Raw genomic sequence first — 15,595 nt, forward strand, 5'->3', positions numbered from 1 at the left:
CATGCGGTCGGCTCGGCCTCTCCCGGTCCACCGGCAGCCTCAGCTCCTCCACTCCCCCAAGTCGCACCCGCCAGTAACTCAGGTCAGCGGCCGCAGCGTGTTTGTTCATAAGATCTATTTCAGACTTCATCCGATCGCTCGCTACAGCGAAAAAACCCTAGCGGGATCGCCGGCAGACCTGCCCGTACCGAAAAAGCGTTCACCTTGAACATGACTGCACACGGCATTCAATGGCTTGAGCGCGCGCGCAGCGCCGACTTGACGGTCGAGACAGCCGACTCGAACGACGAAGGGACGAGCCAGCGCAACATGCAGGGATAGGTCACGGCTCCCGCCAGCGCGGCAGCGACCATGGCGAACTGCTGCGGCCACAGTGGCGAGAGCAGATGATGAACGGCCCAGATGACAGCGGCCATCGGTGCCGCCGCGAGCACGGGAGTGAACGCCGCCGCGGCCTGCGACCTGACGCTCAGGCCGATAACTCGTGCCAAAACAATGGCACCCGCCGGCCAGAGGATCAGCTCCTTCGCGACGCGCACGCCGGCCACCGCCTCCAGGCCCCAACCGACGACCGCGATAACCATCACCGCCTGCACGACCACATCGGCCACCATGAGCATGATGGCCAGCGATGACCGGCCGATGCCCCGCAGCACGGCGACGCCCAGTTCCGAAGCCGGCAGCAGCAGGCCGCCCAGCAGGAACAACTGCACCACGGTCGCCGCGCCCGCCCAGCGGGTTCCGAACACCAGATCGATCAAGGTCGGCGCCAGAACGACCAGCGCGAGGTAGATCGGAACTACCACCAGTGCGCTCGCCAGGATGGTCTGCCGCATCAGCTTGCGCAGCGCCTCGGGTTGCCCTTGCGAGCGCGCCGACATCACCAACGTGACATCCCAGGCCGGTCCGATCAGGATATCCCCGACCTGCTCCAGCAGCCGCTCCACCATCGTGTAGATACCAACCGCCGAGGCCCCGAGATAATTACCGATGACCAGGCGCGGAATCATTCGGTCGATATACAGCATGGCGACACCAGCCAGCGACCCAATATTGAAATTGAGCAATTCCATGAACGCCTTGCGCTCGATCTCGAAACCGGGCCGCCAACGCGTCGCGATCATCGCGCCGAGCATCGTGAAGCCGACGCGAGATACCTCATTGACGATGATGCTCCAGATCCCCGCACCAGACACCGCGAGAGAAATCCCGAGCACGCTGGCGATCATCGAACCCACGGTTTCAACGGTGGCGACCGCCTTGAAGCGGCCTTCCCTGCGCAGCAGCGCCCGATGAACACCGCTCACCGCGCCCAGGGGCAAGCTGATGGCTCGCCAGCCCAGCACGGTCGCGACCTCTTTGGGGCCGCCCACCAGCGCAGCAATGCCGTCGCTAAACGAGCTGATCACCACGAAGCTGATGAAGCCGAAACCGAACAGCAGCCAGAAGGTCGTGTTGGTGTGCGCCGGGCGCAGTTCCTTCTGCTGGATCAGGCTTTCCGCCAGCATCCCGCCGGTGATGAGTTCGACGACGCCGACCGCCACCCAGGCGATTGCCACAATACCGAAGGCCTCCGGCCCGAGAAAACGGGCGAAGGCCGCCAGCGTGATGAAACCGAGAAGTACCTGCGCGATTTTCCCGACAGTACTCCAGGCCACTCCATGCAAAAGATTGACGTTGTATTTCATTATGTTGAACAGGGCGCCCGCCACACCGCGGCCACGCCAAAACCACGACTCCCTTGCAAGCCTTCAGTTTGCTGACGACCGGAAGAGTAGCGACCGCAAGACGCTCCGTGTGAGCGTCAAATGACAAGCGTTCTCATCAGCAGCACTTGTTCACAGCCGTAACTGACGAAGGCACAGATTTCGTGAGAATGCCCCGAAAGCGCAGCGGCTCAAGCGCCGAAAAGCCAGCCCAAAATCGGTCTGCTCTCGCCCTGAGAGGATGGCGCATCAAGGGCCAACGGGGCCCGGCCGAGACCTAGAACTGCCAGCCCAGCGGCCTCAGCAACTGGGCCGTCTCGAACAGCGGCAGGCCCATGATCCCGGTGTAGCTGCCCTCGATGTGCTCGATCCATGCGGCCGCCTGGCTCTGGATCGCGTACGCGCCGGCCTTGCCGTGCGACTCGCCGCTCGCGACGTAGCGCACGATCTCGTCGGACGACAGTGGCCGCAGCCGCACGGTCGACGCCTGCAGCCGCAGGTGCGGCTCGAACGCCGCGTGCGGCCCCTCGACCACCGCCACCGCCGTCAGCACCCGGTGGGTCTGGCCCGACAAGGCTTCGAGCATGTGCGCAGCCTCCTCGTCGTCGTCGGGCTTACCGAGGATGCGTTCGCCCAGCACCACCGTGGTGTCGGCGCACAGGATGGGCGCGGCCTGAAGTTCCCGGCGCAGCAGGCGCGCCCGCGCCGCCGCGAGCTTGGCGAGCGTCACGCGCTGAACGTAGTCGTCCGCCGCTTCGCCGGGCAGCACGGCCTCCAGCGCCTCGCTGTCCTCGTCGGCGCCGGGCAGCAGCAGTTCGTGGCGCACGCCGATCTGCAGCAGCAGTTGACGCCGTCGCGGGCTCTGCGACGCCAGATAGAGAAACTCAGGCACGGTCGCTACTCACGGTGATAAGGATGCCCGGCGTTGACCGACCACGCGCGGTACAGCGCTTCGGCGAGCAAGACCCGTGCGAACGCGTGGGGCAGCGTCAGGTCCGACAGGCGCAGCGTTTCTTCGGCGCCATCCTTGAGCGTGTCGGCCAGACCATCGGGGCCACCGATCAGCAGCGCCACGTCGCGGCCGTCGAGCTGCCAGGCAAGCAGGCGCTGCGCCAGCTGCGCGGTGGTCAGGCGAGTGCCCCGCTCGTCGAGCACGACACGGCGTGCGCCCTTGGCGCAGGCCGCCTCGATGCGCTGCGCCTCGGCGGCCTTCAGGGCGTCCACGGTCTTGCCCTGGGTGCGCGGCTCCGCCTTCACCGCCTTGAGTTCCACGCGCCAATCGGGTGGAAAACGCTTGAGATAGTCCTCGCAGGCGGTCTCGGCCCAGCTCGGCAGGCGCTGGCCGACGACGACCAGCGCGAGCTTCATGCCCGCGAAGTCTTGCGCGACGGAGCCGACTTCTTCGCAGGGGCGCGCTTCGTTGCCGGCGCGCGGGTCGTGGAGGTCGTGGTCCGAGCCGGCGCCTTCTTCGCGACCGGGGACTTGGACGCCGTCGTCTTGCGGGCGGCCGGTTTCTTGGCCGCAGGCGTCTTGCCCGCGGCGGACTTGCGCGCCGGCGCCGCAGGAGCCGACGCGGCGGGCCGTGACGAATATTTCGCTGCCGGCTTCTTGGCTGCCGCGCGCTTCTTCGTGTCGGCCGGCGTGTCGTCCGGCGCCGAGGCCTTGACCAGGCCCTTGCTCACCTCGCCGAACTTCATCTTCACCGACTTGCCGCCCCAGATCTCCTCGAGGTGGTAGTAGCGACGGATCTCCGGCTGCATGATGTGCGCCACGGCCGCGCCGCAGTCGACGATGATCCACTCGCCGTTGTCCTCGCCCTCGGTGCGCATGACCGGGAAGCCCTGCGACCGGACCGCATCCCGCACGCTGGCGGCCAGGGCCTTGGTCTGCCGGTTGCTCATGCCCGAGGCCATGATCACCCGCTCGAACAGTGGCGACAGGTGCTCGGTGTTGAAGACCTGGATGTCCTGGGCCTTCACGTCCTCGAGGCCATCGACGATGGCGCGTTGCAGTTTGCGGATGTCCATGCAGCTCCGGGCTGGGTGCCGCCCTCAGGCGGCGGAAACGCCACCGCGAGGTGGCGCGTAGAGGTGGTAACGGTCAATATAGCGCGCGACCACGGTGGGCACCATGTCGGGAACCAGCGACTGCGCGGTGCCGCCGGCTGCGAGGTGGGCACGGATCGCCGTCGACGAGACATTCATCGGCGGCATCGGCAGCGCCTCGATGCGGTGCCACACCGCCAGCAGTTCCGACGGCGGGGCCGGCGACTTGCCATTGCGCCCGGCTACGGCCAGCGTGACCCGCGTGATCAGCTCGCGCCACTCGTGCCAGGTGGGCAGGCGCTCATACTGGTCTTGCCCGATCACGAGAAACCATTTCGCGTTCGGCTCGGCGAGCTGCGACTCGCGCACCGTGTCGATGGTGTAGCTGGGGCCACTCCGCTCGATCTCGCGGCGGTCGATCTTGAAGCCGCGATGGCCGGTGATGGCCGCCTTGACCATCGCCCCGCGGTGCGTGCCGCTCAGCAGCGTGCGGTCCTTCTGCCAAGGCACGCCGGCCGGAATCCAGCGCAGCTCGTCGAGCTTGAGGTGCTGCACGGCGGTCATCGCGAGCACCAGATGGCCCATGTGCGGCGGATCGAAGCTGCCGCCGTACAGGCCGATGCGGCGTTGGGGCGCGGCGTTCAAGTCAGGGCCGCCCAGTCACGAGGCCGCAGGAAATCGCTGTAGAGCCGGGCTTCCGGCGTGCCGGCCTCGGGCTTCCAGTCGTAGCGCCAGGTCGCCGCAGGCGGCATCGACATCAGGATGGATTCGGTCCGCCCGCCGGACTGCAGCCCGAACAGCGTGCCGCGGTCCCAGACCAGGTTGAACTCGACATAGCGGCCACGCCGGTAGCTCTGGAACTCGCGCTCGCGTTCGCCGAACGGCAGGGCCTGGCGGCGCTGCACGATCGGCAGGTAGGCCGTGAGCAGCGCGTCGCCGACCGCCCGCGTCATCGCGAAGCTGCCGTCGAAGCCGAGCTCGGAGAAGTCGTCGTAGAACACGCCACCGATGCCGCGCGGCTCGTTGCGGTGCTTCAGGAAGAAGTACTCGTCGCACCATTGCTTGAAGCGCGGGTACTTGTCGTCGCCGAACGGCGCCAGCGCATCGCGGGAGGTGGAATGGAAGTGCGCCGCGTCGTCCTCGAAGCCGTAGTACGGCGTCAGGTCCATACCGCCGCCGAACCAGGTGACGGTCTCGCCGTCGGCGCGGTGCGCGGCCAGCATGCGCACGTTCATGTGCACCGTCGGCACGTAGGGGTTGCGGGGGTGGAACACCAGCGACACGCCCATCGCCTCGAAGGGCGCGCCGGCGAGCTCGGGGCGGTGCTGCGTGGCCGAAGGCGGCAGCGCCTGGCCCCGCACATGGCTGAAGCTGCAGCCGCCGCGCTCGAGCAGGCGGCCGCCTTCGATCAGCCGCGACAGCCCCTCGCCCTCGAGCTTGCCGCCCGGTTCGCGCGTCCAGCGGTCGCTCAGGAAGCGTCCACCGTCCTCCGCCTCCAGCGCGGCGACGATGCGCTCCTGCAAACCCAGCAGGTAGTCCCGGACGGCTTGCGTGTCGGTCATCGGGGCCGGATCAGCGCTTGATCGCACGGTGACCGATGTCGCGGCGGAACTGCATGCCGTCGAAGGAAATGCCCGACAGCGCGTCGTAGGCACGCGCCTGGGCCACCTTGGCCGAGTCGCCCAGCGCGGTGACGCACAGCACGCGCCCACCGCTCGTGACGATGTCCTTGCCCAGCTTGCCGGTGCCGGCGTGGAACACCACCGCATCCGCGGCCTCGGGCGGCAGGCCGGTGATCACGTCGGCCTTGCGCGGCTGCTCGGGATAGCCGTGCGCGGCCATCACCACGCCGAGCGCGAAGCGGCGGTCCCACTGCAGCTCGACCTGGTCGAGCGTGCCGTCGGCCGCATGCGTCATGACCTCCAGCAGGTCGCTCTTGAGGCGCATCATGATCGGCTGGGTTTCCGGGTCGCCCATGCGGCAGTTGAATTCCAGCGTCTTCGGGTTGCCGTGGGCGTCGATCATCAGCCCGGCGTAGAGGAAGCCGGTATAGGGAATGCCATCACGCGCCATGCCGTCGAGCGTGGGCTGGATGATCTCGTGCATGACCTTGGCGTGGATGTTGGGCGTGACCACCGGCGCCGGCGAGTAGGCGCCCATGCCGCCGGTGTTCGGGCCGGCGTCGCCGTCCTTCAGCCGTTTGTGGTCCTGGCTGGTGGCGAGCGGCAGCACGTGCCTGCCGTCGGCCAGCACGATGAAGCTGGCTTCCTCTCCGGCCAGGAATTCCTCGATCACGACGCGCGCGCCCCCGGCGTTGTGCGTGACGCCGAGCTTGTTGTCGCCGCTGTTGCCGGCCAGCATCCAGTCGACCGCCTGGTGGGCCTCATCGAGCGTCGTCGCGACGACCACACCCTTGCCCGCGGCCAGGCCGTCGGCCTTGACGACGATCGGCGCGCCGACGCGGTCGACATAGGCGTGCGCCGCCACCGCGTCCGAGAAGGTCTCGTAGGCGGCGGTCGGGATGCCGTGACGCTTCATGAAGTCCTTCGAGAAGGCCTTCGAACTCTCCAGTTGCGCGGCCGCCTGGGTCGGGCCGAACACCCGCAGGCCGCGGGCACGGAACACGTCGACCACGCCGGCCGCGAGCGGCGCCTCCGGGCCGACCACGGTGAGGCCGATCTTCTCGGCCTGCGCGAAGTCGGCCAGCGCGTCCACCTCCGTGATCGCGACGTTCTTCAGGCGCACATCGAGCGCCGTGCCACCGTTGCCCGGCGCCACGTAGACCATCTGCACCTTGGGCGACTGCGCCAGCTTCCAGGCCAGCGCGTGCTCGCGGCCGCCGCCGCCAATGACGAGAACCTTCATGTCGTTCTGCTCACTCGTCCAGTTCGGCGTTGTGGAACACGGCCTGCGTGTCGTCCAGGTCTTCCAGCACGTCGAGCAGCTTCTGCATGCGCTGCGCGTCCTCGCCGGCCAGCGCCACGGTGTTCTCGGCGCGCATCGTCACCTCGGCCAGTTCAGGCACCTGCCCGGCCGCCTTCAGCGCCTCCTGCACCGCCTCGAAGTCGGGCGGCGCGCACAGCACCTCGATGGCACCGTCCTCGGCAGTGACCACGTCCTCGGCGCCGGCGTCGAGCGCCACCTCCATGATCCTGTCCTCGCTGCTGCCCGGCGCGAACACGAACTGCCCGCAGTGCTTGAACTGGAAGCTCACCGAGCCGTCGGTGCCCAGATTGCCGCCGTACTTGCTGAAGGCGTGCCGCACCTCCGCCACCGTGCGCACCCGGTTGTCGGTCATCGTGTCGATGATGATCGCCGCGCCGCCGATGCCGTAGCCCTCGTAGCGGATCTCCTCGTAGCTGACGCCTTCCTGGTTGCCGGTGGCCTTGTCGACGTTGTACTTGATGCGGTCGGCCGGCATGTTGGCGGCCTTGGCCTTCTCGATCGCGAGGCGCAGCCGCGGGTTCATCGTGGTGTCGCCGCCGCCGGCACGGGCCGCCACGACGATCTCTCGAATGATGCGGGTCCAGATCTTGCCGCGCTTCTCATCCTGGCGACCCTTGCGGTGCTGGATGTTGGCCCATTTGGAATGGCCGGCCATGTTGTTCTCGTTTCGGAAAGCTTAGGATTGCAATGATTTTAGTGGACGCCTCCGCGTCTTCGCCCGCCCCCCTGCCGAGGACCCCATGGCCGAACCCCTGCTGATCGCCAAGCACGGCGAGATCGAATGCGCGTTGCTGCCCGCCCTGGCCAACCGCCACGGCCTGATCACCGGCGCCACTGGCACCGGCAAGACCATCACGCTGCAGGCCCTGGCCGAGCAGTTCTCGAGGATCGGCGTGCCGGTCTTCCTGGCCGACGTGAAGGGTGACCTGACCGGCATCGCCCAGGCCGGCAGCGTGAACGACAAGCTCGCCAAGGTGCTGAAGGACCGCGGCCTGGACCTGCCGGCACCGCTCGCCTGCCCGGCCACCCTGTGGGACGTGTTCGGCGCCCAGGGGCACCCGGTGCGCGCCACCGTGTCCGACATGGGGCCGCTGCTGCTGGGCCGCATGCTCGCGCTCAACGAGACCCAGCAGGGCGTGCTGTCGCTGGTGTTCAAGATCGCCGACGACAACGGCATGCTGCTGCTCGACCTGCGGGATCTGCGCGCGATGCTGCAGCACGTGGGCGACAACGCCAAGGCGTTCCAGACCGAGTACGGCAACATCAGCGCCGCCAGCGTGGGCGCGATCCAGCGCGGCCTGATGCAGATCGAGGAGCAAGGCGGCGACAGCTTCTTCGGCGAGCCGATGCTCGACATCGGCGACTTCATGCAGACCGCCGACGGCAAGGGCGTGATCAACATCCTGGCCGCCGACAAGCTGATGACCTCGCCGCGGCTCTACGCGACCTTCCTGCTGTGGATGCTCAGCGAGCTGTTCGAGCTGCTGCCCGAGGTAGGCGACCTCGAGAAGCCCAAGCTTGTGTTCTTCTTCGACGAGGCCCACCTGCTGTTCACCGACGCGCCCAAGGCCCTGGTCGAGCGTATCGAGCTGGTGGTGCGGTTGGTACGCTCCAAGGGCGTCGGCGTCTACTTCGTGACCCAGAACCCGCTCGACGTGCCCGACAGCGTGCTCGGCCAGCTGGGCAACCGCGTGCAGCATGCGCTGCGCGCCTTCACGCCGCGCGACCAGAAGGCCGTCAAGTCGGCCGCCGAGACGATGCGCGCCAACCCCGGCCTCGACATCGCCACCGCGATCACCGAACTCGCGGTCGGCGAGGCCCTCGTCAGCTTGCTCGACGAGAAGGGTCGCCCCGGCATCACGCAGCGTGTGTACGTGATCCCGCCAGGCAGCCAGATCGGCCCCATCACACCCGAGCAGCGCAAGGCGCTGATCGCCGGCTCGCTGGTGGCCGGCGTCTACGAGAAGACCGTCGACCGCGAGTCCGCCTACGAAAAGCTCAAGGGCCGCGGTGCCGCGACCGCGGACGCGGCCGACCAGCTGAAGGCGAACCGGAGTGCCGACGGCGCTGCGCCGGCGCAAGACGGCGGCGGCATGCTCGGCGGCCTGGGCGACATCCTGTTCGGTTCGACCGGTCCGCGCGGCGGCAAGCGCGAAGGCTTGGCCGAGTCGATGGCCAAGTCGGCCGTGCGCACCATGGGCACCACGGTGGGCCGCGAGATCATCCGCGGCGTGCTCGGCAGCCTGCTCGGCGGCAGCAAGCGGCGCTGAGCCAGACCCGACGCCCCGTACTCCTCAGCGAGCCTCCACGGCTTCCGGCGTCTGGATCGGTCCGCGGCCGCTGTAGCGGTCGAGGTAGAGGTAGATCACCGGCGTCAGGTAGAGCGTGATCGCCTGAGAGAACAGCAGGCCGCCGACCACCGCCAGGCCCAGCGGCTGCCGCAGCTCGGCACCGGCACCGATGCCCAGTGCGATCGGCACCGCGCCCATCAGCGCGGCCAGCGTGGTCATCGTGATCGGCCGGAAGCGCCGCACGCAGGCCTCGCGGATCGCCGCCTCGGGCGCCATGCCCTGGTTGCGCTGCGCATCGAGCGCGAAGTCGATCATCATGATCGCGTTCTTCTTCACGATGCCGATCAGCAGCAGGATGCCGATGGTCGCGATCAACGTCAGGTCCTGCCCGAAGAGTTCGAGCATCAGCAAGGCCCCGACCGCGGCCGAAGGCAGGCCGGCCAGGATGGTCAGCGGGTGGATGTAGCTCTCGTACAGCACACCCAGCAGCACGTAGATCACCAGCAGCGCTGCGACGATGAGGATCGCCTGGCTGCCCTGCGAGGTCTTGAACACCGCCGCATCGCCGCCGTAGCTGGTGATCACCGACGCCGGCAGGCGGATCTCCTGGCCATAGGCTTCGAGCTGCTTCGTCGCAGCGCCGAGCGGCACGCCCGGCGCGAGGTTGAACGACACCGTCACCGCCTGCAGCTGCCCGACGTGGTTGACCGAGGTCGGCCCCAGCGTGCGCTCCACCGTCGCGAAGCTGTTCAGTGGCACCAGGGCCCCGTTGCTGCTGCGCAGGTAGATGCCGTCGAAGGCGCTCTCGTCTCGCTTGGCGTCGGGTGCCACCTCCATGATCACCTGGTAGCTGTCGGCGGTGGTGTAGATGGTGGCGACCTGGCGCTCGCCGAAGGCGCTGAACAGCGCGTTGCGGATCGAGTCGACCGAAACGCCCAGGGTGTTGGCCTTGTCGCGGTCGATCTTCAGCGAGGCCTGCAGGCCCTTGAGCTGCGAATCGGAGGTCACGTCGCGGAAGCGCGGGTCGGCGCGCAGCTTCTCCTGCAGCTTGGCCGCCCAGTCGTTCAGCTCGTCGGCCTTCACGCTCTGCAGGATGTACTGGTAGCGGCTCTTGCTCTGGCGCCCGCCGAGCTGCAGGTTCTGCACCGGCTGCAGGTAGACGGTGATGCCGGCCACCTGGCTCAGTTGCTTGCGCAGTCCCTCGACCACCTGCTTCATCGGCGGGCGCTCGCTGCGCGGCTTCAGGTTGATGAACATGCGGCCGGTGTTCTGCGTGCCGCTGCCGCCGTTGACCGAGTTGACGCTCAACACGTTGGGATCGGCCAGCATCACCTGCACCGCCTGGTCCTGCAGCTTCACCATCGCCGCGAAAGATGTGTCCTCGGAGGCTTCGGTCGACGCGCGGATCTGGCCGATGTCTTCCTCGGGGAAGAAGCCCTTCGGGATGGTGACGAACATCAGCGCGGTCAGCGCGAAGGTCAGTACGCCCACCCCCAGCACCAGGCGGCGGTGCCGCAGCGCCAGGTCGAGCGAGCGCGTGTACCAGCGTGTCGTGGCCTCGAAGCCGCGCTCGAAGCCGCGCACCAGCGCGCCCGGCGGGCGCTGCGTGGCCTCGGGCTTCAGGTAGCGGCCCGCCAGCATCGGCACCAGGGTCAGCGAGACGAACGCCGACACCAGGATGGCCAGCGAGACGATCACCGCGAACTCGTGGAACAGCAGGCCGATCACGCCGGGCATGAAGAAGATCGGGATGAACACCGCGACCAGCGAGGTCGAGATCGAGATGATGGTGAAGCCGACCTCGCGCGAGCCTTTGAGCGCCGCCTCGAACGGGTCCATGCCCCGCTCGACGTGGTGCATGATGTTCTCGAGCATCACGATCGCGTCGTCCACCACCAGGCCCACGGCCAGCGTCAGCCCCAGCAGCGAGATGTTGTCGAGGCTGTAGCCGCCGGCCCACAGCAGCGCCACCGCGCCGATCAGCGACACCGGCAGCGACAGCGTCGGGATCACCGTCGCGACCGCGCGGCGCAGGAACAGGAAGATCACCAGCACCACCAGCACGATGGTGCCGAGCAGCGTGAGGTTCACGTCATGCAGCGCCTCGCGGATCGAGGTGGAGCGGTCGTTCAGCAGGCTCAGCCGGATCGACTGCGGCAGCTGCGCGCTAAAGCCCGGCAGCGCCGCCTTGACCGCATCCACCACGGCCACGGTGTTGGCGTCTGGCTGGCGCTGCACGGCCAGCGTGATCGACGCCTCGCCATTGAAGTTGGCCGAGGTCTTGACGCTCTCGTAGCTGTCCTCGACCGCCGCCACGTCGCGCAGCCGCACGGTGTTGCCGTTCTTGCTGCTGACGATCAGGTCGGAGAACTCGGCCGCGTTGCGCAGCTGCCGGTTGGCCTGCACCGTCAGCGTCTGGCGGTCGCCCTCGAGCGTGCCGACCGGCGTGTTGGCATTGGCGGTGGCGAGCGCCGCACTGAGCTCCTCGATCGCGATGTCGCGCGCGGCCAGCGCCTGCGGCAGCACCCGCACGCGCACCGCAAAGCGTCGCTGCCCGAAGATGTTCACCTGCGCTACGCCGGGCAGCGTGGACAGCGCGGGCGAGATCAGGTGCTCGGCGTAGTCGTTCAGGTCCGAAAGGTTCATCGATGGCGAGGTCATCGCCATCAGCAGCACCGGCGCGTCGGCCGGGTTCACCTTGCGGTAGGACGGCGGCGCCGTCATGTCCTGCGGCAGCGTGCGCTCGGCCCGCAGCAATGCCGCCTGCACGTCGACCGCGGCCGCGTCGATGTCGCGGCCCTCGTCGAATTCGAGCGTCAGCGAGGTATTGCCCAGCGTGCTGCTCGAGCTGATGATGCTGAGCGAAGGGATAGTCGAGAACTGCTTCTCGAGCTGCAAGGCCACCGAAGTGGCCATGGTCTCCGGGCTGGCGCCGGGCAGCGACGCGGTGACGTTGATGACCGGCGTGTTGTAGCTCGGCAGCGCGGCGATCGGGATCTGCCGGTAGGCGATGACGCCGGCCACCACCATCGCGAGGTTCAACAGCACCGTCATCACCGGACGGCGGATGAACAACTCCGAAAGGTTCATGGCCGCGGCTCCGAGGCGGCGGCCACGCGACGCGCCGGCCGGCTCGCCGCGCCGGCTGCCGGGACGGCCTGCTCGACCACCGCCGCGCCGGGCCGCAGGTTCTGCTTGCCGTCGACGATGATGCGCTCGCCCGCCTGCACGCCGCCGACGGCCGCCACGTCGCCGGCCGAGGCGATGACCTCCACCTCACGGAGCTGCGCCTTGCCGTCCGCGCCGACCACGTAGACCGACTTGGTCTTGGCGCCCTGGATGATCGCGGCCTGCGGCACCAGGATCGCGCCCGGCAGGCTGCCGACCGCAAGCTTCACGTCGGCGTAGGCACCGGGCCACAGCTGCTGCTGCGGGTTGGCGAACTGCGCCTTGACCTGCACGGTGCCCGAATTCGCGTCGACCGCGCTGTCGACGAACTGCAGCGTGCCGGTGAGCGGCGCCTGCGCGTCCGGCAACTGCGCAGTGACACGGCCGGTGCCTGACTTCAGGCTGGCCAGCAGCGCGCCGATGTGCCGCTGCGGCACCGGGAAGCTGACCGCGATCGGGTCGAGCTGGGTGATGGTCACCAGGGCCGGCGAGGCCGGCGTCACGTAGCTGCCGGCATAGACCGCGATCGCGCCCACACGGCCCGGGCTCGGTGCCACGATGCGCGCATAGCCGAGGTCCACGCGCGCCGCCTGGATCGCCGCGCGGTCGGCCGCCACCACGGCCTGCTGCGCCTCGACCTGGCTGAGATTGGTGTCGACAGCGCTCTGCGAGACGAAGTTCTGCCGCAGCAGGTCGCGGCTGCGAGCCAGTTGCCGCTCGGCATCGGCCAGCGTTGCCAGATCGCGCTGCAACTGCGCCTGCGCCTGGGCCACGCGCACCTGGGCGGCCCGGCTGTCGAGCGTGAACAGCAGGTCGCCGGTGCGGACCGACTGCCCCTCGCGGATGTGCACCCGATCGATCGCGGCGCTGATCTGCGGGTGGATCTCCACACGGTTCAGGGCGCTGACGGTGCCGGTCGCCCCCAGTTCCAGAGCGAAATCCTCGCGGCGTGCCGGTACCGTGGTCACCGTGACGGCGGCGCCGGCCGCTGCGGCCGCGGCGCGCGGGGCGGAGGCCGGCGGGCGCTGCGTCAGCGTCCAAGCGAGGGCGGCCCCTGCGGCGACCAGCACCACGGCACCCCCCAACAGCATCGTTCTTTTCATGTCACTGCGATCTCGGGCAAAGGCGAAAGTTGCCACGCGCACTTGAGCCCGGCGTGAAGGACTGTGAACTTGCGTGAAGCCACCGCGGCCATGACGGCCGACGATCGGCCGACCCGGAGTGTCGCCGCCCCGCCGGCCCCCTGCCCACGCTCGGTCATGCGGAAGGGGCTTCTGCAGCGGCTTGCCATAATCGTTCGATGCAATCCGGCCCGCCCTCCACCCCTCCGCCCCGCGAGGCCCTGGCCCCGCATGCGCCGCTCAGCGCCTACTACGGAGACGAAGCCGATCACCAGCGCTTCCTGCGCCGCATTTTCGACGACACCGCGCCGGACTACGAGCGCATCGAGCGCATCCTGGCCCTGGGCTCCGGCCCCTGGTACCGCCGGCGGGCGCTGGAGCGGGCCGGGCTCACCACCGGCGCGCAGGTGCTCGACGTCGGCATCGGGACCGGCATGGTCGCGCGCGAGGCGCTGCGCCTGATCGGACCGGGCGGCCGCCTGGTCGGCGTCGATCCCAGCCCCGGCATGATGGGCGAGGTGCATCTGCCCGGCGTCGAGCTGCGGCAGGGCCGCGCGGAGGCCCTGCCCTGCGACGATGCCAGCGCCGATTTCCTCAGCCTCGGCTACGCGCTGCGGCACATCGCCGACGTGTCGGCGGCCTTCTCCGAGTTCCACCGCGCCCTGCGGCCCGGCGGGCGGCTGCTGCTGCTCGAGATCACGCGCCCCGTCGGGCGCCTGCCGACCACGCTGCTGCGCGGCTACATGCGTGCGGTGGTGCCGCTGATCGCACGCGCGGTCGGGCGCCGCAGCGACACCGCCGAGCTGTGGCGCTACTACTGGGACACCATCGAGGCCTGCATCTCGCCGGAATCGGTGATGGAGGCGTTGCGGGCCGCGGGCTTCGAACAGGTGCAGCGCCATGTCGAGCTCGGCATCTTCTCCGAGTACACGGCCGTCAAGCCGGCCCGCAACTGAACCCATGAACTCCGCTGCATCTTCCTCCGACACACCGTCGTCCTTCTGCGACGTGCTCGTCATCGGCGGCGGCCCGGCCGGCTCCACCGTCGCGGCCCTGCTGGCGAAACAGGGCCGTGACGTCGTGCTGCTGGAGAAGGCCCACCACCCGCGCTTCCACATCGGCGAATCGCTGCTGCCCGCCAACGTCGCGCTGTTCGACCGGCTCGGCGTGCGCGACCAGGTCGAGAAGATCGGCATGCCCAAGTGGGGCATCGAGTTCGTGTCGCCCGAGCACCAGCACCGCAGCTACCTCGAGTTCGCCGACCAGTGGGACAAGCGCCAGCCCTATGCCTGGCAGGTGCGCCGCTCCGAGCTGGACGAACTGCTGTTCCGCCACGCCGCGGCGTCCGGCGCCAAGACCCTGGAGGGCTGCCGCGTGCGCGACGTGAGCTTCGACGCCGAAGGCGCCACCGTGCAGACCACGCTGGACGACGGCGCGCGGCGCAGTTGGCGGGCCCGCTTCGTGGTCGACGCGTCGGGGCGCGACACCTTCATCGCGAACAAGCTGCGCTGCAAGGAAAAGAACCCGGCGCACAACAGCTCCGCGCTGTTCGGCCACTACACCGGTGCGCGCCGGTTGCCGGGCGTGAAGGAGGGCAACATCAGCATCATGTGGTTCGCCCACGGCTGGTTCTGGTTCATCCCGCTGGCCGACGGCAGCACCAGCGTCGGTGCGGTGTGCTGGCCCTACTACCTGAAGCAGCGCGACAAGCCGCTGAAGGAGTTCTTCGACGACACCATCGCGTTGTGCCCCGAGCTGGCCGACCGCCTGAAGGACGCCACGCTGGTGGGCGGCGACGTGCACGCGACCGGCAACTTCTCGTACTGCGCCACCCACTGCAGCGGCGAGCGCTACCTGCTGCTCGGCGATGCCTTCACCTTCATCGACCCGATGTTCTCGTCGGGCGTCTACCTCGCGATGCACAGCGCCTTCGACGGCGCCGACGTGGTAGCCAGCTGCCTGGACCGCCCCGCCGAGGCCGTGGCCGCCCGCAAGCGTTTCGAGGCGACGATGCGCAAGGGGCCGCGCGAGTACTCGTGGTTCATCTTCCGCGTCACCAACCCGACCATCCGCGAGATGTTCATGTACCCGGCCAACCCGCTGCGAGTGAAGGAAGCGCTGCTGTCGCTGCTGGCCGGCGACATCTACGGCAAGACGCCGATCTGGCCCTCGCTGTGGGCCATGAAGGGCATCTACTACCTCATTTCCCTGCGCAGCCTGCGCCGCACCATCGGCGGCTGGCGGCGGCATCGCCGCAACATCCAGGACATGGGTCCGCTGCGCGGCGAGAACATCCTCGAGGCGCAGTGACGGTGCCG

At 68.7% G+C, this 15,595-nt stretch carries 13 protein-coding genes; 3 read left to right on the forward strand and 10 right to left on the reverse strand.

Annotation, left to right across the window (positions count from 1 at the left end; translation table 11 throughout):
* Positions 1-227 precede the first annotated feature (227 nt).
* From ASC67_RS14220 to ASC67_RS14255, 8 genes are all read right to left on the reverse strand, one after another.
* Positions 228-1,688 (reverse strand): oligosaccharide flippase family protein, encoded by a 1,461-nt coding sequence (locus ASC67_RS14220; protein WP_082536034.1) that lies wholly within the window; start codon positions 1,686-1,688, stop codon positions 228-230.
* A 295-nt stretch (positions 1,689-1,983) separates the two neighbouring features.
* Positions 1,984-2,598 carry a nucleoside triphosphate pyrophosphatase gene (locus tag ASC67_RS14225; RefSeq protein WP_056322222.1) on the reverse strand — a complete coding sequence of 205 codons (615 nt, stop codon included), beginning with the start codon at positions 2,596-2,598 and terminating at the stop codon, positions 1,984-1,986.
* A gap of 5 nt (positions 2,599-2,603) precedes the next feature.
* Entirely contained in the window at positions 2,604-3,074 is a 471-nt protein-coding gene (gene rlmH / locus ASC67_RS14230; RefSeq protein ID WP_056322227.1) for a 23S rRNA (pseudouridine(1915)-N(3))-methyltransferase RlmH, read from the reverse strand.
* Positions 3,071-3,733: a ribosome silencing factor gene (gene rsfS, locus ASC67_RS14235; protein WP_056322233.1), complete on the reverse strand. Its 663-nt coding sequence runs from the start codon at positions 3,731-3,733 to the stop codon at positions 3,071-3,073. Before rsfS ends, rlmH begins: the two co-directional genes overlap by 4 nt.
* 24 nt (positions 3,734-3,757) lie before the next feature.
* Complete coding sequence (gene nadD, locus ASC67_RS14240; protein WP_056322238.1) at positions 3,758-4,396, reverse strand: nicotinate-nucleotide adenylyltransferase; 639 nt, start codon at positions 4,394-4,396, stop codon at positions 3,758-3,760.
* The gene (gene hemF / locus ASC67_RS14245) at positions 4,393-5,313 is read right to left on the reverse strand and encodes an oxygen-dependent coproporphyrinogen oxidase (RefSeq protein WP_056322243.1); all 921 of its coding nucleotides are present in this window, start codon (positions 5,311-5,313) and stop codon (positions 4,393-4,395) included. Before hemF ends, nadD begins: the two co-directional genes overlap by 4 nt.
* 10 nt (positions 5,314-5,323) lie before the next feature.
* The gene (gene purD, locus ASC67_RS14250) at positions 5,324-6,616 is read right to left on the reverse strand and encodes a phosphoribosylamine--glycine ligase (RefSeq protein WP_056322248.1); all 1,293 of its coding nucleotides are present in this window, start codon (positions 6,614-6,616) and stop codon (positions 5,324-5,326) included.
* Between the two features lie 10 nt (positions 6,617-6,626).
* Positions 6,627-7,352, reverse strand: a complete 726-nt coding sequence (locus ASC67_RS14255; protein ID WP_056322252.1) for a YebC/PmpR family DNA-binding transcriptional regulator — start codon at positions 7,350-7,352, stop codon at positions 6,627-6,629.
* An 85-nt stretch (positions 7,353-7,437) separates the two neighbouring features.
* Here ASC67_RS14255 and ASC67_RS14260 point away from each other — a divergent pair, with 85 nt between their 5' ends.
* The gene (locus ASC67_RS14260; RefSeq protein WP_056322257.1) at positions 7,438-8,967 is read left to right on the forward strand and encodes a helicase HerA-like domain-containing protein; all 1,530 of its coding nucleotides are present in this window, start codon (positions 7,438-7,440) and stop codon (positions 8,965-8,967) included.
* Between the two features lie 24 nt (positions 8,968-8,991).
* Here ASC67_RS14260 and ASC67_RS14265 read toward each other — a convergent pair whose 3' ends face one another.
* Together ASC67_RS14265 and ASC67_RS14270 are read right to left on the reverse strand one after the other, a co-directional pair.
* Positions 8,992-12,078 (reverse strand): efflux RND transporter permease subunit, encoded by a 3,087-nt coding sequence (locus tag ASC67_RS14265; RefSeq protein WP_056322262.1) that lies wholly within the window; start codon positions 12,076-12,078, stop codon positions 8,992-8,994.
* Positions 12,075-13,259, reverse strand: coding sequence for an efflux RND transporter periplasmic adaptor subunit (locus ASC67_RS14270; RefSeq protein ID WP_056322267.1), 1,185 nt, complete (start codon positions 13,257-13,259; stop codon positions 12,075-12,077). The genes ASC67_RS14265 and ASC67_RS14270 overlap by 4 nt, the downstream gene beginning before the upstream one ends.
* Before the next feature lie 197 nt (positions 13,260-13,456).
* On the opposite strand from ASC67_RS14270, the gene ASC67_RS14275 reads away from it, so the two are divergent.
* A complete protein-coding gene (locus ASC67_RS14275) occupies positions 13,457-14,233 on the forward strand; it encodes a class I SAM-dependent methyltransferase (protein ID WP_056322270.1) in 777 nt (258 codons plus the stop codon).
* Between the two features lie 4 nt (positions 14,234-14,237).
* Positions 14,238-15,587, forward strand: coding sequence for an NAD(P)/FAD-dependent oxidoreductase (locus ASC67_RS14280; protein ID WP_056322275.1), 1,350 nt, complete (start codon positions 14,238-14,240; stop codon positions 15,585-15,587).
* Positions 15,588-15,595: the final 8 nt, after the last annotated feature.

This window comes from Methylibium sp. Root1272, from assembly GCF_001425905.1.
In the GTDB taxonomy this organism is placed as follows: Bacteria; Pseudomonadota; Gammaproteobacteria; order Burkholderiales; family Burkholderiaceae_C; genus Methylibium.

Excerpts from the sequence above, each read along its gene's own strand:
- ASC67_RS14220 (WP_082536034.1), bottom strand. The coding sequence starts at position 1,688 with ATGAAATACAACGTCAATCTTTTGCATGGAGTGGCCTGGAGTACTGTC.
- rlmH (WP_056322227.1), bottom strand. The coding sequence starts at position 3,074 with ATGAAGCTCGCGCTGGTCGTCGTCGGCCAGCGCCTGCCGAGCTGGGCC.
- rsfS (WP_056322233.1), bottom strand. The coding sequence starts at position 3,733 with ATGGACATCCGCAAACTGCAACGCGCCATCGTCGATGGCCTCGAGGAC.
- hemF (WP_056322243.1), bottom strand. The coding sequence starts at position 5,313 with ATGACCGACACGCAAGCCGTCCGGGACTACCTGCTGGGTTTGCAGGAG.
- purD (WP_056322248.1), bottom strand. The coding sequence starts at position 6,616 with ATGAAGGTTCTCGTCATTGGCGGCGGCGGCCGCGAGCACGCGCTGGCC.
- ASC67_RS14255 (WP_056322252.1), bottom strand. The coding sequence starts at position 7,352 with ATGGCCGGCCATTCCAAATGGGCCAACATCCAGCACCGCAAGGGTCGC.
- ASC67_RS14260 (WP_056322257.1), top strand. The coding sequence starts at position 7,438 with ATGGCCGAACCCCTGCTGATCGCCAAGCACGGCGAGATCGAATGCGCG.
- ASC67_RS14265 (WP_056322262.1), bottom strand. The coding sequence starts at position 12,078 with ATGAACCTTTCGGAGTTGTTCATCCGCCGTCCGGTGATGACGGTGCTG.
- ASC67_RS14270 (WP_056322267.1), bottom strand. The coding sequence starts at position 13,259 with ATGAAAAGAACGATGCTGTTGGGGGGTGCCGTGGTGCTGGTCGCCGCA.
- ASC67_RS14275 (WP_056322270.1), top strand. The coding sequence starts at position 13,457 with ATGCAATCCGGCCCGCCCTCCACCCCTCCGCCCCGCGAGGCCCTGGCC.
- ASC67_RS14280 (WP_056322275.1), top strand. The coding sequence starts at position 14,238 with ATGAACTCCGCTGCATCTTCCTCCGACACACCGTCGTCCTTCTGCGAC.